The 26,240-nt window shown below is 57.0% G+C and carries 27 protein-coding genes and 1 riboswitch; of the genes, 13 read left to right on the top strand and 14 right to left on the bottom strand.

Translation table 11 applies throughout. The annotated features are described in order from the left end of the window. Window positions 1-5: 5 nt before the first annotated feature. Both H7F20_RS09000 and H7F20_RS08995 read right to left on the bottom strand, forming a co-directional pair. A complete protein-coding gene (locus tag H7F20_RS09000; protein ID WP_185785880.1) occupies window positions 6-536 on the bottom strand; it encodes an SRPBCC family protein in 531 nt (176 codons plus the stop codon). Between the two features lie 78 nt (window positions 537-614). Further along, a complete protein-coding gene (locus tag H7F20_RS08995) occupies window positions 615-1,268 on the bottom strand; it encodes an RNA methyltransferase (protein ID WP_185785751.1) in 654 nt (217 codons plus the stop codon). Between the two features lie 153 nt (window positions 1,269-1,421). Between H7F20_RS08995 and H7F20_RS08990 the strand changes: the two genes are divergently transcribed. Further along, on the top strand, window positions 1,422-2,117 hold the full coding sequence (locus H7F20_RS08990; protein ID WP_185785750.1) for an NAD-dependent deacylase: 696 nt from the start codon (window positions 1,422-1,424) through the stop codon (window positions 2,115-2,117). On the opposite strand, the gene H7F20_RS08985 is transcribed toward H7F20_RS08990, so the two are convergent. Beyond that, the gene (locus tag H7F20_RS08985) at window positions 2,077-2,550 is read right to left on the bottom strand and encodes a heme-binding domain-containing protein (protein ID WP_185785749.1); all 474 of its coding nucleotides are present in this window, start codon (window positions 2,548-2,550) and stop codon (window positions 2,077-2,079) included. The genes H7F20_RS08990 and H7F20_RS08985 overlap by 41 nt on opposite strands. Before the next feature lie 38 nt (window positions 2,551-2,588). Here H7F20_RS08985 and H7F20_RS08980 point away from each other — a divergent pair, with 38 nt between their 5' ends. Continuing rightward, a complete protein-coding gene (locus H7F20_RS08980) occupies window positions 2,589-3,158 on the top strand; it encodes an adenylosuccinate lyase (RefSeq protein ID WP_185785748.1) in 570 nt (189 codons plus the stop codon). A 35-nt stretch (window positions 3,159-3,193) separates the two neighbouring features. Then, complete coding sequence (purB, locus tag H7F20_RS08975; RefSeq protein ID WP_185785747.1) at window positions 3,194-4,537, top strand: adenylosuccinate lyase; 1,344 nt, start codon at window positions 3,194-3,196, stop codon at window positions 4,535-4,537. A 17-nt stretch (window positions 4,538-4,554) separates the two neighbouring features. Here purB and H7F20_RS08970 read toward each other — a convergent pair whose 3' ends face one another. The 5 genes from H7F20_RS08970 to H7F20_RS08950 all read right to left on the bottom strand — a co-directional run bounded on the left by H7F20_RS08970 (window position 4,555) and on the right by H7F20_RS08950 (window position 7,606). Then, on the bottom strand, window positions 4,555-5,370 hold the full coding sequence (locus H7F20_RS08970) for a mechanosensitive ion channel family protein (RefSeq protein WP_185785746.1): 816 nt from the start codon (window positions 5,368-5,370) through the stop codon (window positions 4,555-4,557). 133 nt (window positions 5,371-5,503) lie between these two features. Continuing rightward, window positions 5,504-6,055, bottom strand: coding sequence for a DUF4252 domain-containing protein (locus H7F20_RS08965; RefSeq protein ID WP_185785745.1), 552 nt, complete (start codon window positions 6,053-6,055; stop codon window positions 5,504-5,506). 67 nt (window positions 6,056-6,122) lie between these two features. After that, window positions 6,123-6,674, bottom strand: coding sequence for a DUF4252 domain-containing protein (locus H7F20_RS08960; RefSeq protein ID WP_185785744.1), 552 nt, complete (start codon window positions 6,672-6,674; stop codon window positions 6,123-6,125). 10 nt (window positions 6,675-6,684) lie between these two features. Continuing rightward, the gene (locus tag H7F20_RS08955; RefSeq protein WP_370588494.1) at window positions 6,685-7,077 is read right to left on the bottom strand and encodes a hypothetical protein; all 393 of its coding nucleotides are present in this window, start codon (window positions 7,075-7,077) and stop codon (window positions 6,685-6,687) included. A 16-nt stretch (window positions 7,078-7,093) separates the two neighbouring features. After that, a complete protein-coding gene (locus H7F20_RS08950; protein ID WP_185785742.1) occupies window positions 7,094-7,606 on the bottom strand; it encodes an RNA polymerase sigma factor in 513 nt (170 codons plus the stop codon). Between the two features lie 232 nt (window positions 7,607-7,838). Here H7F20_RS08950 and H7F20_RS08945 point away from each other — a divergent pair, with 232 nt between their 5' ends. After that, a complete protein-coding gene (locus H7F20_RS08945; protein ID WP_185785741.1) occupies window positions 7,839-9,356 on the top strand; it encodes a S41 family peptidase in 1,518 nt (505 codons plus the stop codon). A 39-nt stretch (window positions 9,357-9,395) separates the two neighbouring features. Here the strand turns inward: H7F20_RS08945 and H7F20_RS08940 are convergent, their stop codons facing one another. Next, window positions 9,396-11,258, bottom strand: a complete 1,863-nt coding sequence (locus tag H7F20_RS08940; protein WP_185785740.1) for a TonB-dependent siderophore receptor — start codon at window positions 11,256-11,258, stop codon at window positions 9,396-9,398. 73 nt (window positions 11,259-11,331) lie between these two features. Further along, a riboswitch (cobalamin riboswitch) is annotated at window positions 11,332-11,541 on the bottom strand. A gap of 68 nt (window positions 11,542-11,609) precedes the next feature. On the opposite strand from H7F20_RS08940, the gene H7F20_RS08935 reads away from it, so the two are divergent. The 5 genes from H7F20_RS08935 to H7F20_RS08915 all read left to right on the top strand — a co-directional run bounded on the left by H7F20_RS08935 (window position 11,610) and on the right by H7F20_RS08915 (window position 16,481). After that, window positions 11,610-12,770 carry an ABC transporter substrate-binding protein gene (locus tag H7F20_RS08935; RefSeq protein WP_370588493.1) on the top strand — a complete coding sequence of 387 codons (1,161 nt, stop codon included), beginning with the start codon at window positions 11,610-11,612 and terminating at the stop codon, window positions 12,768-12,770. Next, entirely contained in the window at window positions 12,767-13,798 is a 1,032-nt protein-coding gene (locus tag H7F20_RS08930) for an iron chelate uptake ABC transporter family permease subunit (protein ID WP_370588492.1), read from the top strand. The genes H7F20_RS08935 and H7F20_RS08930 overlap by 4 nt, the downstream gene beginning before the upstream one ends. Window positions 13,799-13,866: 68 nt before the next feature. After that, on the top strand, window positions 13,867-14,682 hold the full coding sequence (locus H7F20_RS08925) for an ABC transporter ATP-binding protein (RefSeq protein ID WP_185785739.1): 816 nt from the start codon (window positions 13,867-13,869) through the stop codon (window positions 14,680-14,682). Between the two features lie 62 nt (window positions 14,683-14,744). Beyond that, window positions 14,745-16,109, top strand: a complete 1,365-nt coding sequence (locus H7F20_RS08920; RefSeq protein ID WP_185785738.1) for a DNA recombination protein RmuC — start codon at window positions 14,745-14,747, stop codon at window positions 16,107-16,109. A gap of 6 nt (window positions 16,110-16,115) precedes the next feature. After that, entirely contained in the window at window positions 16,116-16,481 is a 366-nt protein-coding gene (locus H7F20_RS08915) for a 6-phosphogluconate dehydrogenase (protein ID WP_185785737.1), read from the top strand. On the opposite strand, the gene pgl is transcribed toward H7F20_RS08915, so the two are convergent. Both pgl and zwf read right to left on the bottom strand, forming a co-directional pair. Then, complete coding sequence (gene pgl / locus H7F20_RS08910) at window positions 16,461-17,183, bottom strand: 6-phosphogluconolactonase (protein WP_185785736.1); 723 nt, start codon at window positions 17,181-17,183, stop codon at window positions 16,461-16,463. The two genes, H7F20_RS08915 and pgl, sit on opposite strands and share 21 nt — an antisense overlap. 9 nt (window positions 17,184-17,192) lie before the next feature. Then, window positions 17,193-18,716: a glucose-6-phosphate dehydrogenase gene (gene zwf / locus H7F20_RS08905; RefSeq protein ID WP_185785735.1), complete on the bottom strand. Its 1,524-nt coding sequence runs from the start codon at window positions 18,714-18,716 to the stop codon at window positions 17,193-17,195. 110 nt (window positions 18,717-18,826) lie between these two features. On the opposite strand from zwf, the gene gndA reads away from it, so the two are divergent. After that, on the top strand, window positions 18,827-20,242 hold the full coding sequence (gene gndA, locus H7F20_RS08900; protein ID WP_185785734.1) for an NADP-dependent phosphogluconate dehydrogenase: 1,416 nt from the start codon (window positions 18,827-18,829) through the stop codon (window positions 20,240-20,242). Between the two features lie 10 nt (window positions 20,243-20,252). Here the strand turns inward: gndA and H7F20_RS08895 are convergent, their stop codons facing one another. Continuing rightward, complete coding sequence (locus H7F20_RS08895) at window positions 20,253-21,113, bottom strand: DUF5777 family beta-barrel protein (RefSeq protein WP_185785733.1); 861 nt, start codon at window positions 21,111-21,113, stop codon at window positions 20,253-20,255. Between the two features lie 221 nt (window positions 21,114-21,334). Between H7F20_RS08895 and H7F20_RS08890 the strand changes: the two genes are divergently transcribed. The 3 genes from H7F20_RS08890 to H7F20_RS08880 all read left to right on the top strand — a co-directional run bounded on the left by H7F20_RS08890 (window position 21,335) and on the right by H7F20_RS08880 (window position 22,953). Further along, a complete protein-coding gene (locus H7F20_RS08890; protein ID WP_185785732.1) occupies window positions 21,335-21,733 on the top strand; it encodes a hypothetical protein in 399 nt (132 codons plus the stop codon). Further along, complete coding sequence (locus H7F20_RS08885) at window positions 21,730-22,281, top strand: YceI family protein (RefSeq protein WP_185785731.1); 552 nt, start codon at window positions 21,730-21,732, stop codon at window positions 22,279-22,281. Before H7F20_RS08890 ends, H7F20_RS08885 begins: the two co-directional genes overlap by 4 nt. Before the next feature lie 78 nt (window positions 22,282-22,359). Then, window positions 22,360-22,953, top strand: a complete 594-nt coding sequence (locus H7F20_RS08880) for a YkgJ family cysteine cluster protein (RefSeq protein WP_185785730.1) — start codon at window positions 22,360-22,362, stop codon at window positions 22,951-22,953. A gap of 88 nt (window positions 22,954-23,041) precedes the next feature. Here the strand turns inward: H7F20_RS08880 and carB are convergent, their stop codons facing one another. Together carB and rpmH are read right to left on the bottom strand one after the other, a co-directional pair. Next, window positions 23,042-25,894 carry a carbamoyl-phosphate synthase large subunit gene (gene carB, locus H7F20_RS08875; protein WP_185785729.1) on the bottom strand — a complete coding sequence of 951 codons (2,853 nt, stop codon included), beginning with the start codon at window positions 25,892-25,894 and terminating at the stop codon, window positions 23,042-23,044. A gap of 89 nt (window positions 25,895-25,983) precedes the next feature. Beyond that, window positions 25,984-26,142, bottom strand: a complete 159-nt coding sequence (rpmH, locus tag H7F20_RS08870; RefSeq protein WP_185785728.1) for a 50S ribosomal protein L34 — start codon at window positions 26,140-26,142, stop codon at window positions 25,984-25,986. Window positions 26,143-26,240 lie beyond the last annotated feature (98 nt).

Below are 26,240 nucleotides of genomic sequence, written 5' to 3'. Positions count from 1 at the left end.
CCGGACTAACCGGCCCCCTCCAGTTTTGCCTTCAGGGATGCCAGGCCCTCTTCAAAATCTTTTCCAACCATTTTATCCATGCTGATCACCAGCATCATAAGCCGCATGGGGAAACCACTCTGCCCAGAGAAGCCCCAGCGCACCTTGCTGCCATCGCCCGGGGCAGGTTCCACTTCCAGATAGGCGTCGGAGGTGGATTTCCAGGGCTTCAAAAAGCGCAGCTGGCTTTCGATGCGGGTGCCTTCCTCGATTCGCGTCAGCTCCTGCTCCCCGGCGCCTACCTCCTTGTTCCCTTCCCAGCTGCTTACGGCCCCCACCGTACCGTCTGTCCCCCGGAAATCCTTCTTCATGTCCGGATCCCGCCGGGACCAGGGAGACCACTCGTCCTGGTTTTTCAGGTATTTCAGGTATTCGAAGACTTCACCGGGCGGCCGGTCGATACGGATGCTCCGGGATACATCGTAACGGGCGGGGGCAATCAGGTAGAGCGCGATAAGCAGTACCAGAATGGCTGCGAGGATATAGATAAAAGTCATCATCTGGCAGGTTTGGTTGTCTGTGGTCGAAATTGGTTGGGAAAACCGCTAATCCTCCCAACTGTAAGATACAAAAAATCAGGTGGATTTCCGGTAGCGGGCGATAATGTCCGGGGCGGATTTTATGGTTTTTTTGGTCCAGTCCAGGCGCTTTTCGAGGATTTCCGGTTCGGTGAGCTGCCAGGGGATTCCCGATGCCCTGAGGCGGGTTGCCAGTTGGCGCAGGATGATGGCCGCCGCCACGGAAACGTTGAGGCTCTCGGTAAACCCGACCATGGGGATGTGTATGGCTTCGTCTGCCTGTTGGAGCAATGCGTCGCTCAGCCCCTCTTTTTCCGTGCCGAAAAATAGGGCCACCGGTTGGTCCAGCGACAGGGACTCCGGGGTCGCGCTGCCTTCGCGGGGGCTGGTGACCACAATGCGGTAGCCCTTTTCACGCAAGGTATGCACGCACGCCCTGGTGGAGTCGTACCTATGGATGTCTACCCACCGCTGGGCGCCCATGGCGATTTTCTTATCCAGCCGGCTGCCGAAGCGCGCCTCGATCAGGTGGGCATCCTGTATGCCGAAGATATCGCAGGAACGGATCACCGCACTCGCATTGTGCAACTGGTACACATCTTCCAGGGCTACCGTAATATGGCGGGTGCGGCACGAGAGGACCTCCAGGAAACGGTTCCGTCGCGCCTCGGTGAGAAATCCCTCCAAATATTCCAGCAGGTCAATATCCATGCGTATCTTTCATCTGAATAAATCCATCCCCTTCCCCATGCGTCTAAAAGTACTAAAATTTCATGCTGCCCTTTCCGGGCCTGCCTCCCGGCGCGACACGGCAGATATCCCGGGGGATACCCTGGGAAGGCTAGCTCCAACCACCGGGAAGTTATGAGGGAATTGGTTGTCCTCAGCGGTGCCGGCGTAAGTGCGGACAGTGGTATCAGGACGTTCCGGGATTCCGGGGGGCTATGGGAAGGGCACGATGTACAGGAAGTTGCAACCCCCGAGGGATTCCGGCGAAACCCTGCTCTGGTACTCGACTTTTACAACCAGCGCAGGCGGCAGTTGCGCGAAGTAGCGCCCAATGCCGGGCACCGGAGCCTCGCCGAACTGGAACGGACCTTCCGCACCACCATTGTTACCCAGAATGTCGACGACCTGCACGAACGGGCCGGCAGCAGCCGCGTGCTGCACCTGCACGGGGAATTGCTCAAGGCCAGGAGCACCGGACCGAACCAGTTGGTGCTGCCCTGGGAAACCGATATCCGGATCGGGGATACCTGCCCGGAGGGATACCAACTGCGGCCGGACATCGTCTGGTTTGGCGAAGCAGTGCCCATGTTGCAGCGGGCGGCCGAGGTGACGGCCCGGGCAAATATTCTGATTATAGTGGGCACTTCCATGCAGGTGTACCCGGCTGCCGGCCTGGTACACTACAAGAAAACAGGGACCCCCATCTATTTTGTCGACCCGGCACCCCAGGTGCGTCCCGGGGATTTCGAAAACCTGGAGATCATCCCGGAGCGCGCCTCCGTAGGCCTGCCTATTCTGGCAAGGCGTTTGATGCAAGGCGGGTCCGGGTAACCCGTACCCAATCCATCACCGCATCGCGTTGTTCCTGGGTCAGGCGGGCCTCGCCGTGGGTCCAGGTATACTCCTTCAACGGCATCTCGCCGGATTCCACCGTTTCGTAGATTTCCTCCAGTTTGTGATCCTTTTCCCCTGTATCGTATTCCGTCCAGGCAGAGAAATTCAGGTGGCCCTTGCCGTGTTCGATGTGGTCCGCCAGCCAATAGTTTATCGGCGCAACCTGGTTGTACCAGGGATACACCGTATGGTTGCTGTGGCAATCGAAACAACTGGTCTTCATCACATGCAAGACCGGGTCCGGCGGGTTGGTCTCCGAGAGGAATGCGGCCAGGTGGTCGGAGGTATCTTCATTCTTCTCCGGGCGGATAAACTGCATCACCACAAATATCAGGAGCAGGGCCCAGGCAATTTTTTTACCTATTTTCATATACGTTTAATTGATTTTGGTCGACCTAAAATACACCATTGGAATTAAATTCCCAATTGCTGGAACGGCTTCAAAATGTGGATGCCACCCGTGAGAAGCGCCTGGAAATGGCGCGGTACATCCGGGAGCGGCCCGGGCTCTTCGGGGATTTGCTCCGGATTGCACTTCAGTGCCGGGAGGCAGAAGGGCCCCGGGCCTGCTGGGTGGTGGAATTCGTTTTCAAGCAGGAGCCCGGCATGCTCTATCCGTTGCTGGGTTCCTTTTCTGAAGAGCTCTCCGGCCTCCGGGATGAATCTTCCATCCGGCCGATGGCCAAGATATGCGAAATGCTCGCAACCGCGTATTACCGTCCCGGGCACGGGCAGGTGCCTCCATTGGAAACGCCTCACAAACAGTGCCTGGTGGAAACCTGCTTCGACTGGCTGATCGGTCCGCATAAGGTGGCCACCAAAGCCTACAGCATGGCCGCGCTGTATTGGTTCGGGGGTGAATTCGGGTGGATCCGTCCGGAACTCCAGGCCATCCTGACCGCGAGTTACCCCCGGGAGGGAGCCGCCTACCGGGCTCGTGCCCGTCAGATACTCAACCTACTCGAAAAACCGCAGTAATCAGTATCTTTGCCCTTTCCAAAACCAGGAATCCCATGGCCAACGATCCGCTATTTGCCATTTCGCCTATCGACGGGCGTTACCATTCCAAGGTAAGCGCCCTGGGGGCATATTTTTCCGAAGCTGCCCTGATCCGCTACCGGATTCGCATAGAAGTGGAGTACTTTATCGCCTTGTGCGAATTGCCACTTCCCCAATTGAAGGGGGTCGACCCGGGGGTGTTTGGAAAATTGCGTGCCCTGTACCTGCACTTCGAGGCGGAGGATGCCCGGGCGGTGAAGGAAATCGAAAAAACCACCAACCACGACGTGAAGGCTGTGGAATACCATATCAAGCAGCGGTTCGACGAACTGGGCCTGCAGGAGTTCAAGGAGTTCATCCATTTTGGCCTCACCTCCCAGGATATCAACAATACCGCCATCCCGCTCTCCCTGAAGGAGGCTGTAAGCGAGGTGTATCTCCCGCTGCTCATGGAATTGCAGGAAAAAATAGCCGAACTCGCCCTGCAGTGGAAAGACGTGCCCATGCTGGCGCGTACCCACGGACAACCGGCCTCCCCTACACGCCTGGGCAAGGAAATCAGCGTTTTCGCCACCCGCCTGAAGGAACAGGCAAACCTGTTGGACCATATCCCCCAGGCCGCCAAATTCGGTGGTGCCACCGGGAATTTCAACGCACACCATATCGCCTACCCGGATATAGACTGGAAAGCCTTCGGGTCGGAATTTGTCCAGGACCGGCTGGGCCTGCACCATTCGTTCCCGACCACACAGATTGAGCATTACGACCACATGGCGGCGCTTTTCGACAACCTGAAACGCATCAACACCATCCTGATCGACCTGGACAGGGACTTCTGGACGTACATCAGCATGGACTATTTCAAGCAGCGCATCAAAAAAGGGGAAGTGGGATCCTCGGCCATGCCGCACAAGGTGAACCCCATCGATTTCGAAAACTCCGAAGGGAACCTCGGGATCGCCAATGCCCTCTTCGAGCACCTCTCGGCCAAGCTACCGGTATCCCGGCTGCAACGGGACCTGACAGACAGTACCGTACTGCGGAACGTCGGGGTGCCCCTGGCCCATACGCTGATCGCTTTCAGGGCAACCCTGAAGGGCCTTGGGAAACTCCTGCTGCAGCCTGCGCGAATCGAAGCCGACCTGGAAGCCAACTGGGCAGTGGTCGCCGAGGCCATACAGACGGTCCTCCGGCGGGAGGGGTACCCGAACCCCTACGAAGCCCTGAAGGGCCTGACCCGCACGAATGAAGCCATTACGGCCCATACCCTGGCGGCCTTCATCGACACCCTGGACGTATCGGATGCGCTAAAGGCCGAACTCCGGGCCATCCGGCCTGAAACCTATACCGGGATCTGACGGCCTGCCAACCCGTTTCAGCTTGTCTTCTGGATCTGAACGCGATGCGGGAAGGGGATTTCGATCCCTGCCTGGTCAAGCGCCAGCTTGCACCCTTCATAGGTGGCAAAATAGACCTCCCAGTAGTCTTCGGGTTTGCAGTAGGGGCGGACGGCAAAATTCACGGAACTGTCCGCCAGCTCCAGCACGTTGACGGACGGGGCCGGGTCCTTCAGGACCTTCTCCTGGGCAGTGAGTACGCCCAGCAGGACTTCCTTGGCTTTCCGGATGTCCTCTCCATAGCCCACGCCCACGACGGTATCTACCCGGATCTTCCCCTGGGTGGTGTAATTCACGATATTTCCGTTGGCCATGGCGCCATTGGGCACAATGGCGAGTTTGTTCTGGGGCGTACTGAGCTTGGTGGCCAGGATATCGATATCCCGGACAACCCCCAATAATCCCTGGGCCTCTATCAGGTCCCCGATCCGGTAGGGCTTGAAGATCATGATGAGCACCCCTCCTGCAAAATTGGACAGGGAGCCCTGAAGAGCCAGGCCAACGGCCAGGCCGGCAGCCGCTATGGCCGCTGCGAAAGTGGTGACATCCACCCCGAGCTGGGAAATAACGACGAGGATCAGGAAGACCTTGAGCCCCCAGGATATCAGGTTCATCAGGAAGCGTTGCAGGGATTTGTCGTAGTTGCTCCGCTCCATCATCCGCCGCAGTGCGCCGGTGATTTTCCGGATAACCCATGCCCCGACAAAGTAAAGCAGGATGGCGCCGATCAGGCGCGGGCCGAATTCCATAATAAAATCGACGCTCTTGTCGATCCAGATCTGTGCTTCTTCCATAATAGTAGTTGGTTTGAGTTTACAAATGGCCGGCAGGGGGAGGGCGGCGCCTGTCAAGATAAGTACAACCGCCAAAAAAAAGAAATCCCGCTGAAAACAGCGGGATTGGGATTCGTCTGGCGGAGTCTGGTTTTCAGATTTTCAGCAGGCCTGAGAGTCCGGCCAGCCCCTCCCCTTCCAGGTCGGCATTCTCAATAGCCTGGAGCAGCTGCATGAAATGGGCGGGGTTCATGTTTTTCCCCAGCACGCGGATGACGGCAAAGCCGCTTTCCTTGCTGTCCCCGTAAATGACCACCTCGTCTATCGCATCTTCATTGCCCAGGTATTTGACGACCCCCCGGCCGTATTTCGTGTTGAGTTTCATGAGCTCCTTGAATTCCGATTCCTTGAGGATTGCCTTGATCTTTGCGCTTTCCTCTTTATAAGAGTCGGCATTCGCTTCAGTCTTCCGGAACGTCAGGATATTAAGTTTACGGAGGGAGCTGAGCGCTTCAAGTTCCGTTGCACTGAGGCCGGCTTCATCCAGTTTCAGGATATTTGCCGGGACGTCCAGCACCAGAAAATTAGGGTTTTCCGAACTGTCCACGTAATACTCCTGCAGGCTCTGGGTACTGGAACAGCCCATAAACAGCAGCAGGGAGGCAAGTCCCGCAAACAGCAAACCGTATGTAGTTGATCTTTTCATCCCCATGGGGTTATAACAGGGACGTCCGGGCGGCGCATGGCCGCCCGGAACCGCTCCCGTCAGTTTGTTATTTATTGGATTTCTTCTCTGCTTTGTTCAGCTCCTCCGGGAGATTCATCTTCCGGGTAAGGGCGCCTATCTTGGTCAGGTCGATATCGCCGGTCAGGGTCAGCAGGACGGTTTCCACCTTCCGGTCGTTCATTTCCAGGTCCATGTTCTTGATCCCGGTTACGAACATCAGCAGTTCACTCACGTGGTCGCTGTCCTTTCCCTGGCGGATATAGAATTTGACATTGGCGTCCTTGTCTTTCACCCGCATCAGTTCACTGAGGGATGCGGATTTCAGGTAGCGGTCCACCGTGGATTTCATATCGGCCGAAACCCCTTTGTCTTCGGTGACAAATACCTTCACACCGTTCAGACTCTTGGCGATTTCCATGAATTCCTTGGCTTCCGGATCGTCCACGTCCACATCCATTTTTATCAGGAGTTCGAACATGTTCTTGTTGACGATCACAGAGCTCACCTCATCCATTTCCTCGTATTTATCGAAGATCGACTGGGCCGAAGCGGCCAGGGGGGCGATGAGCATCAGGGCAATTATTGCGTACTTTTTCATTTTTCTGGGTTTAATTGTTTTTGTAAATCTTTTGTTTGGTTTCTTCGAATTCACTCAGGTGGGCTACTTTCTGCGTACCCCGGTCGAGGTTCTGGGCAATCAGGCCCAGGGCTTTACGGGTTTCCTGGTAGGCGAATTCAGCTTTTTGCTGCTCCCGGTACTGGTTCCCGAAATACAGGCCGAGCATCAGGACGGCCACTGCGGCAACGGATACCCACCGAACGTAGTTTCTTCTGGCTTTTAGCGGGACCTTCCGGGTAGACCTCTGATTTTTGGCCTCGGAAAAGAAGGTGAACATCGGTGCGTGGTGCTCCAGGTGGGGTGCTACGTCCCCTCCTGAGAAATACTCCCGGAGTTCGCGCTCCTCGGCTGCCGTGCTGGTGGCCTCGAAGTACTTTTCCAATAACGTTTCTATTTTTTTATCCAATTCCATAGCGATGCATTTCAATTAGTTTATCGCGAACCGCCTTCCGCGCCCTGGAGAGGGTCACCCGTACGGCGGTGGGCTTCATATCCATCAGTTTTTCAATCTCCTCATACTCGTACGACTCCACGTCGCGCAACTGGAGGATCAGTCGCTGCTGCTCGGGCAAATCGTCCATGATCCGTTCCACCAGGGAAACACTGTCCCGGGCTTCCACCTGCTTCTGCAGGGAGGATGCCCCCTTGTCGGCATAATTGCTGTGCACCAGTTTCAGGTTTCCCGACTGCTTGGACTTGAGCCGGTCCAGGCAAAAATTCTTGGTCATGGTCATTGCAAAAGCCTCGACGTTCTTGTACCGGCCCATTTTCTTCTTGCCCGCCCAGAGCTTCATCAGGACTTCCTGGGTGGCATCCTCGGCCTCTTCGGACGAGATCAGCAGCCGTTTGGCTACCCGGTACAACTTATCCTTAAAGGGCATTACGATTTGCAAGAACTCAGCTTGTGTCATTATCGATCGGTCGGTGGCGGTTGTTACCAATTTGTCATTGCTTTTCAACAGGAAGACGAAAGAGGACGAAATTTGTTACAAAAAATTTTTTATTCGTGGAGTTGTCTATATTTTTGAAACGTAAGACTACTGATTAAAAGGGTTTAACGCGTTATTTCTCAGTGCTTTTGCAAAGATAGGGCCGTTTTTTTGGAACGGTCTTTGCTCCAAATATTAAAAAAGAAAATTGACCATGAAAAAGTTAGTGTACCTGCTGGCCGGCCTTCTTGTGCTCTCCTGCAGCAAAGATGACGATGGCCCTACCCCCCCCGGTACCACTGCCGATGTCAACGTCCAAAATTTTATGTGGCAGGCCATGAACCTCTGGTATTTCTGGCAGGGGGATGTAGCCGACCTGGCTGACGACAGGTTTGCCACCGATGCCGAATACAGCGAATTCCTCGCCTCGGAGACCGGTCCGGAGGCTTTTTTTGACAACCGGCTGCGATTTGTAGAGGACCGGTTTAGTTTTTACAGTGACGATTACACCGAGCTGACCCAGAACCTGGCAGGGATTTCCCGCAGCAACGGCCTGGAGTTCGGACTGATATTCGACGATGCCAACGGCAACAACCAGCTGGACGACACGGATCCCATCTTTGGCGTGGTCCGTTATATCGTCAGTGGTTCCAATGCAGCGACCGCCGATATCGAGCGGGGCGAAATCTTCGTGGGCGTGGACGGCACCATGCTCAACGGCGGGAACTATGCCGGGCTGCTCTTTGGCGACAATGCGACCTACACCCTGATGATGGCCGACTACAACGGGGGCGACCCCGTACCCAACAATAAGGAAGTTACCCTGACCAAGGAGGAAAACCTGTCCGAAAACCCGGTCTATATCGTCAAATCTTTTGAGATCGGGGCCGATAAGATCGGGTACCTGATGTACAACGGATTTACCAACGAGTACGACGAGGACCTCAACAACGCCTTCGGCAGCTTGGTGGCGGACGGGGTGACCGACCTGGTGCTCGACCTGCGCTACAACAGCGGGGGATCGGTAAACTCCTCCCGCCTGCTCTCCAGCATGATCTACGGCAAAAAGACCAACGACCTCTACCTGCGCCAGCGCTGGAACGACAAGATACAGGAGGCCTTTACCCGGGACGATGCCACTGCATTAAACGATTATTTCGCCTCCCAGACCGGGGCGGGAACCCCCATCAATACGCTGAATCTGCAACGGGTCTATATCCTGACCACCCGCAGTACGGCTTCGGCCAGCGAATTGGTCATCAATGGCCTGGACCCGTACATCGAGGTCATCCAGATTGGCACGACCACCACCGGGAAAAACGAATTTTCCCTGACCATGGTAGACGATCCCGGCCGGCCCGGCGCCCCCTTTATCTATAGCCCCAGCCGGGTAAACCAGATCGACCCGGAAAATGCCTGGGCCATCCAGCCCCTGGTGGGCAGGAATGAAAATGCGGATGGTTTCTTTGACTATACGGCAGGCTTTGCACCGGAGATCGAACTCCGGGAGGACCTGGGGAACATGGGCGTGCTTGGGGATGCCAACGAGCCGCTGCTGGCCAGGGCCATACAGGAAATCACCGGGGTAGCCGCCAAACGGAGCTGGATACCGGAACGCCCATTTGAAACCTTTACGGACAACCGGATGTTCACCCCCCTGGGCAACAACATGGTCCTCGACAAGGAAATTGAGTTGCCACAGGGCCTGCTGGAGCGCATGCCGCAGCAGTAACTCCCGGTCACCCGTAAAGGTCCCGGGAGGTTTGTTGTTTTACAACTTCAGGGACCAGCCGATGCTCAGGGTACGGCCGGGCACCTGGTAACCGATCACCTCCGTGTAATCGGTATTCAGGATGTTATCCGCCCGCAGGTAGGCATCGAGCTTCCCCGGTAGCAGCTGGTACCCGATCCGTCCCCCCACCAGTGAAAACGCCGCGAGTTCCCGGTTGGTAAAGGTGGAAAAGTCGGTGTCGGTCCGCGTCCCCGTGTACCGGTAATAAAGGGAGGCGCGCCACCACTGTGAAAAGCGGGCATCCAGCCGCAACTGCGCCTTGTGCGCAGGTATCCGTATGGCAGCATCCCCCTGCCTGTCGGTATAGGTGTACCCCCCGGTCACCTGCCAGCCGTCCATGGGAATCCAGGTGATTTCCACTTCCGCGCCCTTTACGTCGATCGCAGAAAGGCTGTTCCGGTACTGCATGTTCGCGCCGTCGTATATGACGGCATCCGTTTCCTTCCGTGAAAAATAGACCGCGCTGATTCGCAACGACCCGCTGCGTTGCCACCCCAGGCCGGCTTCGAGGGTGCGGTCCGTCTCCGGCTGCAGGTCCGGGTTGGCGCCGAAATCCCCGAAAAGCTGGCTCAGCGTCGGCGTCAGGTAGGCGGTGGCCCAGGTCGCCAGGATCTTATAGGTATCCCTTCCCCTGCGGAAGGAAAAGGAAGGGTTGACCTGGTACACCCACTGGGTGCCGTATTCCGAATGCAGGTTGGCCCTGCCTCCCGCATTCAGGTTGAAGCCCATGTCCGACGCCCAGAGCAAATTGAAATACGGGTCCACAAACCGGAAGGATTTCCGTTCCGGATCCCCGGCCCGGTCCTCGGTGGCCATCAGCCCGCCCAGGACGGAAACCTCCTCGCTCACCCGGTGCTTGTAGACCCAATCGGTCGTCCAGGTACTCCCGCTGAATTCCCCGGGGAAATCGCTGCGGTTCTCTGAGTGGAATGCCGCATAGCCCGCCCGGGCTTCCAGGGAACCCTTGCCGAGGTCATTCCGGTAAAACAGGGCCAGCCGGGTTTGTTCGGAAAGGTAGCGGAATGGGGCATCGGCGCCGTTGAATGCATCGTCGTAATCGGTGCGCATATTGGTTCTGTTAATGCTGAATTCGAGGTCTGAATGGTCATCCGGCCGGTAAGCCAGGCGCCCGCTGAGGGACACGTTGCCGAACGGGTCGGTTTCCTCCCCGGACCGCAAAGACGAAAGCCCCGTGGCGCGCACATGGGAAACCCCCGCCTGGTAGCCAAACCGCCCGGAATTGCCCCCCAGCCGGGCATATTGCCTGTAGTTCCCGAGCTGGCCTTCCGGGTCCTGTCTGGACCGGTGGGTGCCCAGTTCGCTGCCCACCTGCAGGCCCAGGGGAGAGTCCGGGGGCCGGCGCGTACGGATGTTGATGACTGCTGTTGCCGCATTGGTGCCGTACAGGGTGCTGGCGGCACCCTTGATGATTTCCACCAATTCGACGTCCCCTGCCTGCAGGAACCTCAGGTCGTATTCCTGGGAAGCGGAGGACGGGTCGGTCACGCGCACCCCGTCGATGAGCACCAGCACCTGCCGGCCGCGCCCGCCTCGGGCAAAAACGCCGAGTACCTCCCCGGGCCGTCCCCGGCTGCCGGAAATTTCAAAGCCCGTCTGGGCGTTGAGTATTTCTGCCATACTCGCCCCCCGGTAGTTTTCGAGTTCCTCCCGGCCCAGCCGGATGACCGTTTTGCCGCTTTGCTGCCAGCGCAGGGGAAAGCGGCTGTCGGAGACGACCACTTCGTCCAGTTTTTCAACGATCGTGGTGTCCGTTTGACCCATCGCCCCTATGGCCGCAACCAAACAGGCTGCAGCGGAGCAGGTCCGCATTAGATGTTGCATGTCTTCGTGTTTTAAGACACGGGAAAGGTTTTTCACAGAAAACTGCTACCTAAACTTTTATCCCGAAAGTTTAACAATGAATACGGATGGCGGCAGGTCTCCTGGCTTGCGTCCCGGCCGCCTACCTTCCCGTCCCTGAGGACAGTGGTAAAACGAAGTTGGCAGCGGGCATCCCCATCGGGGACTGAGCTTACAGTTGCGGGAACAGCTCCGGCATTTAACCGGATTCCCTTTTAATCCTGCGACCCGGAGGGCTGCAGGAACCGTTATCCGGGCTCAAGTTACGCATTTGTCCGGGACTTTGACACCCGAAATTTTCAGGCTACTTTTGAAAATCCTAATACGCAATCCGTGGGCCGTACCCTTTGTTTCCTATTCCTGATGCTATTGCCCCTGGGGTGCCGGGAAAAGCCCGAGACCCAAAAGCCCCCCCTGCCTCAGGCAGGACGGGAGTCACATCTGGAACTGCAGTACGCCAGTGGCTTTACAGCCAGGACGGACAGCTCCGGCATCACCTACCTCACCATAAGCGACCCCTGGCCGGGGGCTTCTCGCAAATTCGAATATGCCCTTGTCCCCAGGGAGCAACTGGCTTCGGTCACCCTCCCCGCCGATGCCTTTGATGCCATTATCCCGGTACCCGTTAGTAAACTGGTCCTGACCTCCACCACCCATATCCCTTCCCTGGAAGCCCTGGGGGCCCTGGAAACCCTGGTCGGTTTCCCGGGGCTCGATTACATCTCCTCCCCCGGGGTCCGTCAGCGGATCGCCCGGGGGGAGATTGCTGAACTGGGGGCAAATGAACAACTGAACATCGAAATGGTGATGGAAACCGCGCCGGAACTGGTGGTCGGGTTCGGTGTATCCGATGCACCGGGTTCGTACCGGAAAATTGCCGACGCCGGGATTCCGGTCGTATACAACGGGGACTGGATGGAGCAAAACCCGCTTGGAAAGGCCGAATGGGTAAAATTCTTCGGGTTGCTGCTCAATGACCTCCCGCGGGCCGAGGCCTATTTTGCGGAGGTGGAGGCTGCCTATCTCGAGGCGCGGGAAGTGGCCCGGTCTGCAACCTCGCAACCTAGTGTACTCAGCGGGGCGCTCTACCGGGATATCTGGTACCTGCCCGGGGGCGACAGTTGGGCAGCCGCCTTCCTCGAAGATGCCAACGCACGTTACCTCTGGGCCGATACGCCTGGTGGCGGGAGCCTTTCCCTCAGCCTGGAAGCGGTCCTCGACAAGGGGGTTCAGGCCGATTTCTGGGTTTCCCCTTCCCAGTATACCTCGTATTCGGAAATGGCAGCCGCAAACCCCCATTACGAACAATTCCGGGCGTTCCGGGAGCGGCGTATCTTCGGGTATGCCGGCACCCGGGGCCCCGCCCGCGGGCTGTTATATTATGAACTCGGCCCCAGCCGGCCCGACCTGATTCTCAAAGACCTGGTCCATTACCTGCACCCGGGGCTCCTGCAGGATTATGAACCCGTGTTTTTTAAACCGCTGAAACCGTGATTCCAGCGGCCCGAAAACCCGGCAGGTTCCTGTTGCTGGCACTTCTGCTGGCAGTAGCCTTCCTGGTCAATTTAGGCCTGGGTTCCGTGGATATCCCCTTTAGCGAAACGGTCAGCTGGCTTTTTGGCGGGCAACCCACCGAGCCCAGTTGGGCCTATATCATCCGGGACTACCGGCTACCCAAGGCCCTGACAGCCATCCTCACCGGCAGCGGGCTGGCCCTGTGCGGGTTGTTGATGCAAACCCTTTTCCGTAACCCCCTTGCGGGACCCTTCGTACTCGGGATCAGTTCCGGGGCCAGCCTGGGCGCCGCCCTGCTGATCATGGGGGCCTCCCTCCTGGGCCCGGCGGCTGCGGCCTGGGTTGTATCGGACTGGTCCCTGGCCCTCGCGAGCAGCCTGGGAAGCCTGCTGGTCCTGCTCACCGTCCTGCTGGTGGCTACTCGCCTGAAGGATGCCATGGCCCTCCTGATCGTGGGACTCATGTTCGGCAGTATCACGGCCGCAGTGGTTACGGTACTGTCATCCTTTGCCCGGGCCGAACGCCTGCAGCAGTATATTTTCTGGTCCTATGGGAGCGTCGGCAGCCTGGGATGGAGCCAGCTGGGAATCCTTGCCCTGCTCTTCGGGATCGGGACAGGTGTATCCCTGCTGCTTTTGAAAGGGCTGAACGCGCTGCTGTTGGGGGAGCATTACGCGACCAGCCTGGGAATTCCGATCCGGCGGCTCCGTTTGTGGATCCTGATCGCCACCGGCCTCCTGGCAGGCGGCATAACGGCCTTCGCAGGGCCCATCGCCTTCGTCGGGCTCGCCGTACCCCACCTGACCCGCCAACTCCTGGGAACATCGGACCACCGTCTGCTGATGCCCGGGGTGCTGCTTTACGGGGGGTTGCTGATGCTCATCTGCGATACGGTGGCCCAGATGCCCTATTCCTCCTATGTACTCCCCATCAATGCCATTACCTCGGTGGTAGGCGCCCCGGTGGTCATCTGGTTGCTGCTGCGCAGGAACCGCATGCTGTTCTGAGCAAAAAACCGGCAAGCGCCTTGATTTGTCTAGGATTTCCAGGCCAGAGCCCCTAATTTTAGAACGTTGTGAAAACCACGCCCCTGCATACTGAAAATTCTCCGGAGAAGCCGGCCCTGGAAGTCCAGGGGCTGCAGATCGGGTATCCCGGCGCCAATCCACCCCTATCCCTCTGCGGTACCCTGGAATTCGACCTGCCCGAAGGGGTCCTGACGGCAGTGATCGGGGTGAACGGGGTGGGTAAATCCACCCTTTTGCGGACGCTGGGGGGGTTGCAACCGGCCATAAGCGGCCGGATACGCATCGGCGGGCAGCCAGCAAGTGGTATCCCGGCAGCCAGCAGGGCCAGGCTCCAGAGCATCGTGCTGACCGAACCCCCTGCCTCCCGGAACCTGACGGTGGCCGAACTGGTGGCCCTCGGGCGGCACCCCTATACCAACTGGCTGGGGAAACTTTCTCCCGAAGACTCCCGGATCACCGGGGAGGCCATCCGGCGGATGGAGCTGGAAGCGCTCCGCGACAGACCCTGCCATACCCTCAGCGACGGGCAGCTGCAGCGGGTGCTGATCGCTCGGGCACTGGCACAGGATACCCCGCTGATCCTGCTGGACGAACCCACCACCCACCTGGACCTCTACCACAAGGTCCGTATCCTGAAGGGGTTGCGCAGCATCGCCCATGAAACCCGGAAAACCATCCTCTTTACCACCCACGAAATAGACCTGGCCATCCAGCTCTGCGATCGCATGCTTATCCTGCAGCAGGCGGAATCGGTTTTCGGGGAGCCCTGTGAGCTGATCCGGGTAGGGGCCTTTGAGGAGCTGTTCCCGGAAGACACGGTGATATTTGATCCCGACAGCGGCGTTTTCCGGATCAATAAGTAATCCGATATTCCCGCTTTCTTTCTTCGGGCTTCTTGTTATCTTTACCTGAAAGTCACAGACTGATGAGCGAATTCTGGATAGTTGGGATCATTGCCGTAGCAGGCCTTGCGGCCGGCTATTTCCTGGGCAGCTACATTGTGAAGCTCAAGACGCAGTCGGACCAGAGCACGCTGAAGGAACGGGAGCAGCAACTGGGCCGGAACCTCGAACACCTGGGCGCCGACCTGAAGGAGGTACGGGGACGCAACGAATCCCTCCAGCTCGAGAAAGAGCGGCTCGGGCAGGAAATCGTGCGCAAGGACGCCGAAATCGCAAACCTCCGGGAAAAACAGGAAGAACAGCAACAGCAACTGGAGGAACTCCAGGAGCGGTTCACCAAGGAATTCGAGAACCTGGCCAACAAGATCCTGGACGAAAAGAGCAGCAAGTTTACCGAGCAGAACCAGCAAAATATCAAAAGTATCCTGCTTCCCCTCCAGGAACGCATCCAGATGTTCGAGAAAAAAGTGGAGGAGACAAGGAAGGAAAATTACGGGATCCACCAGGCGCTCCGGGAGCAATTGATGAACCTCCAGAGCCAGAACCTCAAAATCACGCAGGAAGCCGAAAACCTGACCCGGGCACTGAAAGGGGACAGCAAGATGCAGGGCAACTGGGGGGAGCTCGTCCTGGAACGCGTACTCGAAAAATCGGGCCTGGAACGCGACCGGGAATATTCCGTACAGCAGAGCTTCACCCGGGAAGACGGAAGCCGCCTCCTCCCCGATGTGATCATCCACCTCCCCAACGGCAACAAGATGATCGTCGACTCCAAAGTTTCCCTGACCGACTATGAGCGGTATGTGAATGCCGAAGAGGAGGAGCGCGAACGCCACCTGAAGGACCATGTGGCCTCCCTTAAGCGCCATGTGGAACAGCTGTCGGCCAAGAAATATGAGGATTTATACGAAATGGAGAGCCCGGACTTTGTCCTGATGTTCGTGCCTATAGAAACGGCTTTTTCCATTGCCATCAATTTTGACAACGACCTGTACAACAACGCCTTTGTCAAAAACATCGTCATTGTCACCCCTTCCACCCTACTGGCCACCCTGCGGACCATCGACAGTATGTGGAGCAATGAGAAACAAAGGCGGAATGCCATTGAAATTGCCCGGCAGGCCGGGGCCCTGTACGATAAGTTCGAAGGGTTTATCGCCGATATGACCAATGTGGGCAATAAGATCCAGGGGGCAAAAACCGATTACGAAGAAGCGATGAAAAAACTGTACACGGGTCGTGGCAACCTGATTTCCCGTGTGGAAAACCTCAAAAAACTGGGAGCCAAAGCCAAAAAGACGCTGCCCCAGCCATTGATCAAAAGGGCACTCGAAAAAGAGGAAGAGTCCGAAGTTTCCATCACCGACCCGTCAGGGTCCTTAAAATAACCGATCGTGAAAAAAGCGCTGTTCCTATTCCTGGCGATCCTTGCAATCATATTGGCGGCCAGCTATGCCTTTATTTACTACGTCCCCTACAGCGAGGGGGTGCGCTCCGGGGAACTGATCAAATTCAGCCGGAAAGGGGTGCTTATCAAGACGTACGAAGGCGAAATCAGCCAGGGCATCTCAGGGGCCCAGATCTTTGAATTCTCGGTCCTGGACAAGGATGAGGAGGTAATCCGCGACCTGCAGGAATTTGAAGGGGACTATGTGAAGTTGTACTATATGGAGCGATACGCCACCTTTCCCTGGCTGGGGGATACCCAATACTTCATCACCCGAGTCGAGCAGGACGAATCACCGCATGTCCGGCAGTAAGCCCGAAGCAGCCGCCTCATCCAGGATCCAGATCAGCCTGCCGTCCCCGGGTGCCACCCGCCCCGCCGGATAAGCAGCATCCCCTTTTCCGCCAAGGATGTCTGCCACGCGACCTGCCTTGCCGGCACCCGTCACCAGAAATACGATGCGGGCGGCGTTGTTGATGATCCCTCCTGTCAGGGTTACCCGCAGCTGGCCGCTTTCCGGATGCTGGGCAACTTCACAGAGATTTTTGGAATCCCACAGGTGAGCCTGGTGGGGGAACACCGAGGCGGTGTGTCCGTCGTCCCCCATCCCCAAAAGGATCAGGTCAAAACGGGGCAACCCGTTTTCAAGGGGTAACTGGCTGCGCAGCAATGCCTCGTACCGGGTAGCCTCCTCGGCGGGCTGGGCCTCACCCCGGATGCGGTGGATGTGTGCGTCCGGGATCGGAAGCGGGTCAAAAAGGTGCTCCCGGGTCATCCGGAAGTTGCTCTGCGGATCGGTGGGCGGCACGCAGCGCTCATCCCCCCAGTAAAACTGGAATTCCTTCCAGGGCAGGCGGAACCAGTAGTCTTCCGCCAGGGTGTCGAAAAGCACCTCCGGGGTGCTCCCGCCGGATAGGGCGATGTGTTCCATGCTGCCTTCCCGGGCCCATTCGGCCATTTGTTCGGCCAGGGCTTCAGCAGCCTCCTGTTTGCCGGGGTAAACCTGTATTTCCATAGTCTTCAGTTAAGTTATCACACAAAAGCCGGGGTCATCCGTCAGGTGGGTGCCCGGGTTCCTCCAGCCGTAGGCCCCCTCGATCAGGTCGTCGGCATTCCTCGGGCCCCAGACCCCGGCGGAATACCCGTAGGTAACCACATCCTCCGATTGTTCCCAATAGGTCAGGATCGGGTCCACGAATTCCCAGGCCGCCTCCACCTCATCGGCACGCGCATAGAGAGTGGCGTCCCCCTGCATGGCGTCCAGCAGCAGGCGCTCATAGGCGGCCATGATGTTGGCATCCGTCATGTCGGAATAATAGAAATCCAGGTTGGCACGCTCCACCTGGAACCCCTGTCCCGGGACCTTCACTCCGAACTTGATCAGGATCCCCTCGTTGGGCTGGATCCGGATAATCAGTTTGTTGTCCTTGCTGTCCATGCCGATGTCCCGGAATATCTGGTGGTGGGGCGATTTAAAGTGGATGACCACCTCGGTCACCTTGGTAGGCATCCGCTTGGCGGTACGCACGTAAAACGGGACCTCTGCCCATCGCCAGTTGTCCACGTAAAACTTCAGGGCGGCATAGGTTTCCGTAGTCGATTCCGGGTCCACCCCCTCCTCCTCCCGGTAGCCCGGGACGGCTTTCCCATCGATTTCCCCGGCCATATACTGACCCCGGATGGTGTGCTTGTAGAGGGTTTCCGGGTCGCGCATGATCCGCAGCGACTTGAGGGCCTTTACCTTTTCATTCCGTATTTCCTCTGCGTCCGGCCCGATGGGCGGTTCCATGACCACCAGGGAGATGATCTGCAGCAAATGGTTCTGGAACATATCCCTCAGGGCGCCGGCCGAGTCGTAATACCCCCCGCGCTTGCCGACCCCAACGCTCTCCGCGTTGGTGATTTCCACATGGCGGATGTAGTTGCGGTTCCAGAGCGGCTCGAAGATACTGTTGGAAAACCGGGTAACCAGGAGGTTTTGAACGGTTTCCTTACCCAGGTAGTGGTCGATGCGGAAAATCTGCGACTCCCTGAAGTAGCGCTGCAGCCCGGTGTTTAGTTCGCGGGCACTTTCCAGGTCGTAACCAAAGGGCTTCTCCACGATCAGCCGGCGGGTTCCCCCTTCCTCGGAGGACAATCCCTGATCATCCAGTTTGGAGGCAATCGTCTCGTAAATCCGCGGCGGCACGGAGAGGTAGAACATGAAATTCCCCTGGGTACCCTGTTCCTCATCCAGCGCATCAATCCGCTGCTTCAGCCCCTCGTAGGACTCGGTGTAACTCTCCAGGTCGTGGTAGAACAACCGTTTGGCAAATTCCTTACGGTCCCCGAAATTGCCCACTGTCTCCGGAATATGCGGGTTTTCGAGCGCCACTTTTTTCCGGAAATCCGCATCGTCCATATCGCTACGGCTCACCCCTAGGACCGCAAAGGACTCCGGCAGGTGCCCCCCCTGGTACAGGTTCATCAGCGAGGGGATGAGCTTGCGCTCGGTGAGGTCTCCAGAAGCCCCGAAAATGATCAGGAGTTGTCCGTTTATGCCATTCATGGTATGTAGATTATTTGCCCTATTTTTGAGGTAAAAGACGAATATACGTCGAAAATCGGGCGCGGAAAAGACTTCCTCCTTTCCCGCCTTCAGATTTAAGGACATCCACTATGCAAGCATCCAAACAATACGAATTTGGTTTAATCGGCCTTGGGGTCATGGGCCGGAATTTCATCCTCAACGTGGCCGATAACGGCTTCTCCGCCCTGGGATATGACCTCGATCCCGGGCAGGTGGAAGCGCTGAAAGAAGAAGGGGGTGACCTGGAAAAGGTAAACGCCACCGGGTCGCTGGAGGAATTCGTACACGGCCTGGCAACCCCCCGGAAAATTATGCTGCTCGTCCCCGCGGGGCCTATTGTAGATTCCGTCATCGAGGATTTGTTGCCCCTGGTATCCGAAGGGGACCTGATCATCGATGGCGGGAATTCGTTTTTCAGGGATACGGACCGGCGGGAGGCCTACCTGAAGGAAAAGAAAATCCACTTCTTCGGGGCCGGGGTCTCCGGGGGGGCCGAAGGGGCGCGGAAGGGGCCCAGCCTCATGCCCGGCGGCGACCGGGAAGCCTATGGGGAAGTCCGTCCCATCTTTGAAGCCGTGGCTGCCCAATTCGAGGGTACCCCCTGTGTGGCCTACCTGGGGCCGAAATCCGCCGGAAACTACGTCAAGATGGTGCACAATGGCATCGAATACGGCCTGATGCAGCTCACCGCGGAGGTATACGATCTGCTGAGGCGGGCCGGGGGCCTGGGCAATGCGGAGATCCGGGAGGTTTTCGCCCGCTGGAACCAGGGCCGCCTCCAATCCTTCCTGGTGGAAATCACTTCGGAAATCCTCGGGAAGAAAGACGACCTGGATTCGGGCGACCTGATAGATAAAATCCTGGACCAGGGCAAACAGAAAGGTACGGGCAAATGGACCTCCCAGAACGCCATGGACCTGGGCATCCCCGTGCCCACTATCGACATTGCCGTCAGCATGCGGGCAATCTCAGCCTTTAAGGCCGACCGCCTGCGGGCAGACGGGCTGTTTGACCGGCCCGCCGGCAAGGCCCCCGACAGGGAGACCCTGGTGCGTGATTGTGAAGCCGCCCTCTATTTTGGTTTCCTGCTCACCTATGCCCAAGGGCTGCACCAACTGGCCGAAGCCTCCGAAACCTACGGCTACGAACTGGAGCTGGCCACAGTGGCCCGGATCTGGCGGGCGGGATGCATCATCCGCGCAGCCCTGCTGGAAGCCATTTCAATGGCCTATGAGCAGGAGCCTTCCCTGGTCAACCTGGTTTTCTCGCAAACTTTCAGGAGCCCCCTGCGGGAAACGGTGGCGCCTGCACGGAACGTGGTTGCCCTGGGGGTAGCTTCAGGGATCCCGCTGCCCGGCCTCTCGAGCGCCCTCTCCTATTTTGATTCGTATACCACGGGCAGGCTGCCGATGAACCTGGTGCAGGCCCAACGGGATTTTTTCGGCTCCCATACCTACCAGCGAACCGACCGGGAAGGCACCTTCCACACGGATTGGGAAAGCTAAAGCGGTCGCTTTAGAAATTAAATACGCGGCTCAGGTTGAAACCGAAATAGATGATGCCGTCCGACCAGTCTCCCACGGCATTGCCAAGGAACCCGCTTTCGAAAGTAGGTTGCGCATTGGTGAAATGCAGCTGGAAAACGTGACCGCCTGTTTCGATATCCACCCCAATGGACAAGGGGTTGCGGAAGGGCGATCCATCCGCCCGGTTCAGGTGCCAGCCGTAATCGACGTTCAGGCTCCAGCGTTTGCCCAGCTTATACCTTCCTCCAATCCCCAGCGCCCATTGGGAATTATCCTGCGGCAGGTAGTCCACGTAGCCTTCATGGAAATAAGTCGGCATCAATTCCAGCGACAGCCGGTCGTTGAATTTGCGGGAAATAAGAACCTGTTGCGTAAAGGAAAGCCGATCCCCGAAATCCACGGGAATGGTGAGCAGGTCTTCGTCCAGCTGGGTATTGATCGCCATCTGACTGTATCCCACAATGGTTACGGGCATGTTCAAATCCTGTTGTATCAGCCTGTATTTCAAGGACAGATCGTAGGTTTTGTTGAAAGAGCTCCGGGATACGGAGATATTGAAACCATCGGATATCCCATATAAAAAATGAAGGCGGGTATTGGCGAAATCAAGGCCGAAGAAATCATCGAATCCGTTACTGATACTCCCGAATCGGTGGGAAACGATAAAATAGAATTCCCGCTTTGACAATAACTTGGTGGATTCGAAGTTGACTATTTTGAGGCCCTTGAAGGCGGCATCCTCTATTCGCGTTGAATCGGACTTGTCGATGGAGGCCAGGAGGTCTTCCTGACCGAGCAGGCAGCCGGGCAAAAACAGGGCCAGGCAGGCTGTTACAAATAACTTTTTCATAGCTGTTGAAATTGGTTAGGTTATGCCCGATGGCCGAGAATTACCAGGGGCTTTTTTCTTTAAACTTAGTAAATTAATTTTTTGTCCACCCCAATTGAACCTTCCAATTCTATGGTACGCAAAGCAACCCTGCCGGAATTTCTACATCTATTAAAGGAAGGCACGCTATTGGCTTCCAGTCCATTAGGTGAATCTTTATTCCTAACCTAAAAAAACAAACTATGAAAAAGCTGATCTATTTGTCCCTTGCCATGCTGCTGGCCACATCACTGGCCTGTTCCAAAGGCGGGGATTCCGATCCCTTGAACGACCCCCCCACCAACAACCCCGACAGCGGGCCGGATACCGACCCGGATACCCCGGAGCCCTCAGCCGTATCCTATCAGGCAGATATCGCTCCCATCATAAGTTCCAATTGTACCACATGTCATGGTGATCCACCCACCCAAAACGCCCCCATGTCGCTTCTTACCCTGGAGCAGGTACGCAGTGCCGTCGAGAACCGGGGTCTGCTCGGGCGGATCAACAGCACCTCCGACCCCATGCCGCCCACGGGCCGCCTTCCACAATCCACCCGCGACCTGATCGAAGAGTGGGTCAACCAAGGCTTCCCGGAATGAGTCGTAGTTACTTTTTGCTGGCCTGTTGTTTTTTCCTCGCCTGCCAGGCCCGGGCACAGGACCGGTGGATTACCCGGAAGGGTGAAGTGCGCATCAATGCCTCCACCCCCCTGGAGGATATCGATGCCACCAACCATCAGGTGAATGCCATTCTGAGTCCTGCAGATGAAGGGTTCGCGGTGGTGATGCTGGTGTCTGAGTTCCAGTTCCGGCGCAAACTGATGCAGGAGCACTTCAATGAAAACTATATGGAATCCCACAGGTACCCCAAAGCGACCTTTAGCGGCAGGATTCAGGGGATCTCCGGGCTTGATCCCGGAGAAACCCGACACTTGCCGGTAAGCGGCACCCTGACCATTCACGGAATTCCCCGGGAGGTGGAAACGGAGGCCGAAGTTACCCGCCAGGGAGACCGGTGGCTGGTCGGAGCCAACTTTACCGTTCGTACGGAGGACCATGGGATTGATATACCGACCATCGTCTTCAAAAAGATTGCCGAGGAGGTCCAGGTTTATGTGGACCTGGCCCTGGAAGCTACCGGTAAATAAGCAGGGGAATAATATTTTCACCCCTTTGTCGGGAGTGGCAGCACGCGGTGTATCTTTGCGCCTGCTTTTAAATGACGATTGATCCTGTACCATAAAGTCCGGGCGGTGGAACGGGTGTTCCGCCAACTGGAAAAGGAAGTAGCCACCTTTCAGCAAGCTACAAACCTCTCCTGCCTTTCCGGCTGTGGCAAGTGCTGCCGGAAACCGGACATATTTGCCACGCCCCTTGAATTCCTGCCGCTCGCCTACCATTTGTTTAAGGCCAATGAGGCCCAGGCCTGGTACGACAAGTTGAAGGAAGAAACAGATGGTCTTTGCCCTGCCTTTGCACCCTTCCTCAAACCCGGGGCAGGCGGTTTTTGCAACGCCTACGGCAACCGTGGGCTGATCTGCCGGATTTTTGGGTTTTCGGCCGTGCTGGACAAGTTGGGGAACCCGAGGCTTGCGACCTGCCGGACCATCAAGGAGGAAAAACCACTGGAAGTAACCCGGGCCACGGAACACATCCGGTCGGGAGGGGCCGTGCCCCTTACCCGGGATTACTATTTCCAGTTGCTGGCCATAGATGAAAAGCTCGCCGGCCGGCACCTGCCCATCCGCGAGGCCATACGGGAAGCCCTGGAGGCCGTCCTGGCCTACTACGCCTACCGCAGGCCCAGGAAAACCATTTGATACCCCCCTGTTCCCCAGGTGCCCCTAAATCCAAGTCCCGGCTGATTGCCAGATCTCGCTTAGGCGCAATGTTCCGTAAGCCGGCCGCCTATTTGCTCAGGTACATGGTCCGGCGGGAATACAGGTTGTAGAACTCATCGTCCTTGAGGCTGTCGATAAAGAGGATGCTCTCGCCTGTGCTCTTCATCTCCGGCCCCAGGTTTTTGTTGACGTTCGGGAATTTGTTGAAACTGAAAACGGGCTGCTTGATGGCAAACCCTTCCAGTTTCGGGTTGAAGGTAAAGTCCTTGATCTTGTTGTGCCCCAGCATCACCTTGGTGGCGTAATTCACGTAGGGTTCCCCATAGGCTTTCGCGATAAAGGGCACCGTACGGGAAGCCCGTGGGTTTGCTTCAATGATGTACACCTTGTCGTCCTTGATGGCAAACTGGATGTTGATCAGACCCACCGTGTTGAGCGCCAGGGCGATCTTCCGGGTATGGTCCTTGATCTGCTGCAGGACGAATTCGCCCAGGTTGAAAGGCGGCAGGGTGGCGTTGGAATCCCCCGAGTGGATGCCGCAGGGTTCAATATGCTCCATGATGCCGATGATGTACACGTCCTCCCCGTCGCAAATGGCGTCTGCCTCTGCCTCGATGGCCCCGTCCAGGTAGTGGTCCAGCAGGAGCTTGTTGTTGGGGATTTTCCGGAGCAGGTCCACCACGTGGGATTCCAGCTCCTCCTTATTGATGACGATCTTCATCCCCTGCCCCCCCAGCACGTACGAAGGGCGTACCAGTAGGGGAAAGTTCAGCTCATCGGCAAGGGCCAGTGCCTCGTCGGCGCTCTCGGCCACCCCGAATTGCGGATAGGGGATATCATTTTCCTGCAGCAACCGCGAGAAACTGCCGCGGTCCTCCGCCAGGTCCAGGGAGGAAAAGCTCGTCCCCATGATGCGGATGCCGTATTTGTCCAGCTTTTCCGCAAGCTTCAGGGCCGTTTGCCCACCGAGCTGCACGATGACCCCTTCCGGTTTTTCGTGCAGGATGATATCGTAGATGTGCTCCCAGAACACGGGTTCGAAATACAGTTTATCCGCCGTGTCAAAATCGGTGGAAACGGTTTCCGGGTTGCAGTTGATCATGATGGTTTCGTAATCGCATTCGGCCGCAGCCAGGACTCCGTGCACACAGCAGTAGTCGAATTCGATCCCCTGCCCGATCCGGTTGGGCCCGGAACCGAGCACCACGATTTTCCTGCGGTCGGTCACCTGGCTGTCATTGGCCACGTACCGGTCGCCGTCCGGGGTTTGAATCTCCTCCTCGAAGGTGGAGTAATAGTACGGGGTTACTGCCTTGAATTCGGCTGCGCAGGTATCCACCAGCTTATAGACCCGTTTAATGCCGAGTGCCATCCGCTTGGAATGCACCTCGCTCTCCCAGCATTCGAGCATGTGGGCGATCTGCCGGTCCGCGAAGCCCTTTTGCTTGGCCTCGAGTAGCAGCGCCTTGGGCAGGGTCTCCACGGTGTATTTGCTAATTTCCTTCTCCAGTTGGTAGAGCTCCTCATATTGCTTGAGGTACCACATGTCGATCTTGGTAATCTCGTGGATGCGGCTCAGCGGGATCCCCAGCTGGATCGCATCGTAGATGACAAAGACCCGGTCCCAGCTCGCGTGGGTGAGCTTGTCGATGATCTTGTCGTAGTCCGTATACCCCTTGCCGTCGGCACCCAGGCCGTTGCGTTTGATTTCAAGGGACTGGGTGGCCTTGTGGAGGGCCTCCTGGAAGGAGCGGCCAATCCCCATCACCTCGCCCACGGCCTTCATCTGCAGTCCCAGGGTGCGGTCGGCCCCTTCGAATTTATCGAAATTCCAGCGCGGGATCTTTACAATCACGTAGTCCAGGGTAGGCTCGAACAGGGCCGAGGTAGATTTGGTGATCTGGTTTTCGAGCTCGTCCAGGTGGTAACCGATCGCGAGTTTGGCCGCCACTTTGGCAATCGGATACCCGGTGGCCTTGGAAGCCAGGGCCGAGGAACGGGACACCCGGGGGTTGATTTCAATCGCGATGATATCCTCCTTCTCGTCCGGGCTCACCGCAAACTGCACGTTGCACCCACCGGCGAAATCACCGATGCTCCGCATCATGTGGATCGCCATGTCCCGCATCCGCTGGAAGGTCCGGTCCGAAAGGGTCATGGCCGGGGCCACGGTGATGGAATCCCCCGTATGGATCCCCATGGGGTCCATGTTTTCGATCGTACAGATGATCACCACGTTGTCGTTCTTGTCCCGGAGCAACTCCAGCTCGTATTCCTTCCACCCCATCATCGCCTTGTCGATCATCACCTCGTGGATAGGGGAAATCTCCAGGCCACGGCTCAGCATTTCGTCAAAATCCTCCGGTTTGTATACGATGGACGCCCCGGCACCCCCCAGCGTGTAGCTGGCCCGGATAACCAGGGGAAATCCGAATTTCTGTGCAATTTCCTTTCCCTGCAGGAAGGAGGTCGCGGTGGCCTGGGGTGCCATCGGGATACCGATCCGGGACATCAGGTCGCGGAACTTTTCCCGGTCCTCGGTGATGTTGATCGCATCGATATCCACCCCGATGATCTTGATCCCGAAATCCTCCCATATCCCCTTGTCCCCGGCTTCGATACAAAGGTTCAGGGCCGTCTGCCCTCCCATGGTGGGCAATACAGCGTCGATTTCCGGGTGTTTGCGCAGTACCTCCAGGATGGATTTGGTGGTCAGCGGCAACAGGTAAACGTGGTCGGCCATGGAGGGGTCCGTCATAATCGTGGCGGGGTTGCTGTTGATCAGGACGGTCTCGATGCCATCCTCACGCAGCGACCTGAGCGCCTGGGAACCGGAATAGTCAAACTCACAGGCCTGTCCGATAATAATAGGGCCGGAACCAATGATCAGGATGGATTTCAGGTCTTTTCTTTTCGGCATGGGGTCATTCTTTGTTTAGCAGTTAAAGGATAAAAAAAAGGTGTTACTTTCAAAAGTAACACCTTCAGATTTTATGATTGGATAAACCATTATTTTTTGTGCCGTGGCTCAGAGGATACGCTCAGTTTCTTACGTCCTTTGGATCTTCTGCGGGCCAGCACCTTGCGACCGTTGGCAGATGCCATTCGCTCGCGAAAGCCGTGTTTGTTTCTTCTTTTGCGCTTAGAAGGCTGAAATGTTCTTTTCATTTTGAATTTTTTTCCGCTTGTGGATATGGGCCCGGAGCCTCTTGAAAATCTGGGCGCAAATATACGAAGAGTTTTGGCAATCCCAAATGCAAATAAAT

Source organism: Robiginitalea sp. SC105, assembly GCF_014243345.1.
GTDB lineage: Bacteria > Bacteroidota > Bacteroidia > Flavobacteriales > Flavobacteriaceae > Robiginitalea.
The sequence above is the reverse complement of the archived record's forward strand: the minus strand, read 5'-3'. Positions and strand labels throughout refer to the sequence as shown.

Bases quoted from the DNA above. Each gene is read 5' to 3' on its own strand.
- zwf (WP_185785735.1), bottom strand. From the start codon at position 18,716: ATGAATGGCATAAACGGACAACTCCTGATCATTTTCGGGGCTTCTGGA.
- H7F20_RS08985 (WP_185785749.1), bottom strand. From the start codon at position 2,550: ATGAAAATAGGTAAAAAAATTGCCTGGGCCCTGCTCCTGATATTTGTG.
- H7F20_RS08995 (WP_185785751.1), bottom strand. From the start codon at position 1,268: ATGGATATTGACCTGCTGGAATATTTGGAGGGATTTCTCACCGAGGCG.
- purB (WP_185785747.1), top strand. From the start codon at position 3,194: ATGGCCAACGATCCGCTATTTGCCATTTCGCCTATCGACGGGCGTTAC.
- H7F20_RS08920 (WP_185785738.1), top strand. From the start codon at position 14,745: ATGAGCGAATTCTGGATAGTTGGGATCATTGCCGTAGCAGGCCTTGCG.
- H7F20_RS08950 (WP_185785742.1), bottom strand. From the start codon at position 7,606: ATGACACAAGCTGAGTTCTTGCAAATCGTAATGCCCTTTAAGGATAAG.
- carB (WP_185785729.1), bottom strand. From the start codon at position 25,894: ATGCCGAAAAGAAAAGACCTGAAATCCATCCTGATCATTGGTTCCGGC.
- gndA (WP_185785734.1), top strand. From the start codon at position 18,827: ATGCAAGCATCCAAACAATACGAATTTGGTTTAATCGGCCTTGGGGTC.
- H7F20_RS08945 (WP_185785741.1), top strand. From the start codon at position 7,839: ATGAAAAAGTTAGTGTACCTGCTGGCCGGCCTTCTTGTGCTCTCCTGC.
- H7F20_RS08940 (WP_185785740.1), bottom strand. From the start codon at position 11,258: ATGCAACATCTAATGCGGACCTGCTCCGCTGCAGCCTGTTTGGTTGCG.
- rpmH (WP_185785728.1), bottom strand. From the start codon at position 26,142: ATGAAAAGAACATTTCAGCCTTCTAAGCGCAAAAGAAGAAACAAACAC.
- H7F20_RS08885 (WP_185785731.1), top strand. From the start codon at position 21,730: ATGAGTCGTAGTTACTTTTTGCTGGCCTGTTGTTTTTTCCTCGCCTGC.
- H7F20_RS08965 (WP_185785745.1), bottom strand. From the start codon at position 6,055: ATGAAAAGATCAACTACATACGGTTTGCTGTTTGCGGGACTTGCCTCC.
- H7F20_RS09000 (WP_185785880.1), bottom strand. From the start codon at position 536: ATGACTTTTATCTATATCCTCGCAGCCATTCTGGTACTGCTTATCGCG.
- H7F20_RS08895 (WP_185785733.1), bottom strand. From the start codon at position 21,113: ATGAAAAAGTTATTTGTAACAGCCTGCCTGGCCCTGTTTTTGCCCGGC.
- H7F20_RS08990 (WP_185785750.1), top strand. From the start codon at position 1,422: ATGAGGGAATTGGTTGTCCTCAGCGGTGCCGGCGTAAGTGCGGACAGT.
- H7F20_RS08890 (WP_185785732.1), top strand. From the start codon at position 21,335: ATGAAAAAGCTGATCTATTTGTCCCTTGCCATGCTGCTGGCCACATCA.
- H7F20_RS08970 (WP_185785746.1), bottom strand. From the start codon at position 5,370: ATGGAAGAAGCACAGATCTGGATCGACAAGAGCGTCGATTTTATTATG.
- pgl (WP_185785736.1), bottom strand. From the start codon at position 17,183: ATGGAAATACAGGTTTACCCCGGCAAACAGGAGGCTGCTGAAGCCCTG.
- H7F20_RS08960 (WP_185785744.1), bottom strand. From the start codon at position 6,674: ATGAAAAAGTACGCAATAATTGCCCTGATGCTCATCGCCCCCCTGGCC.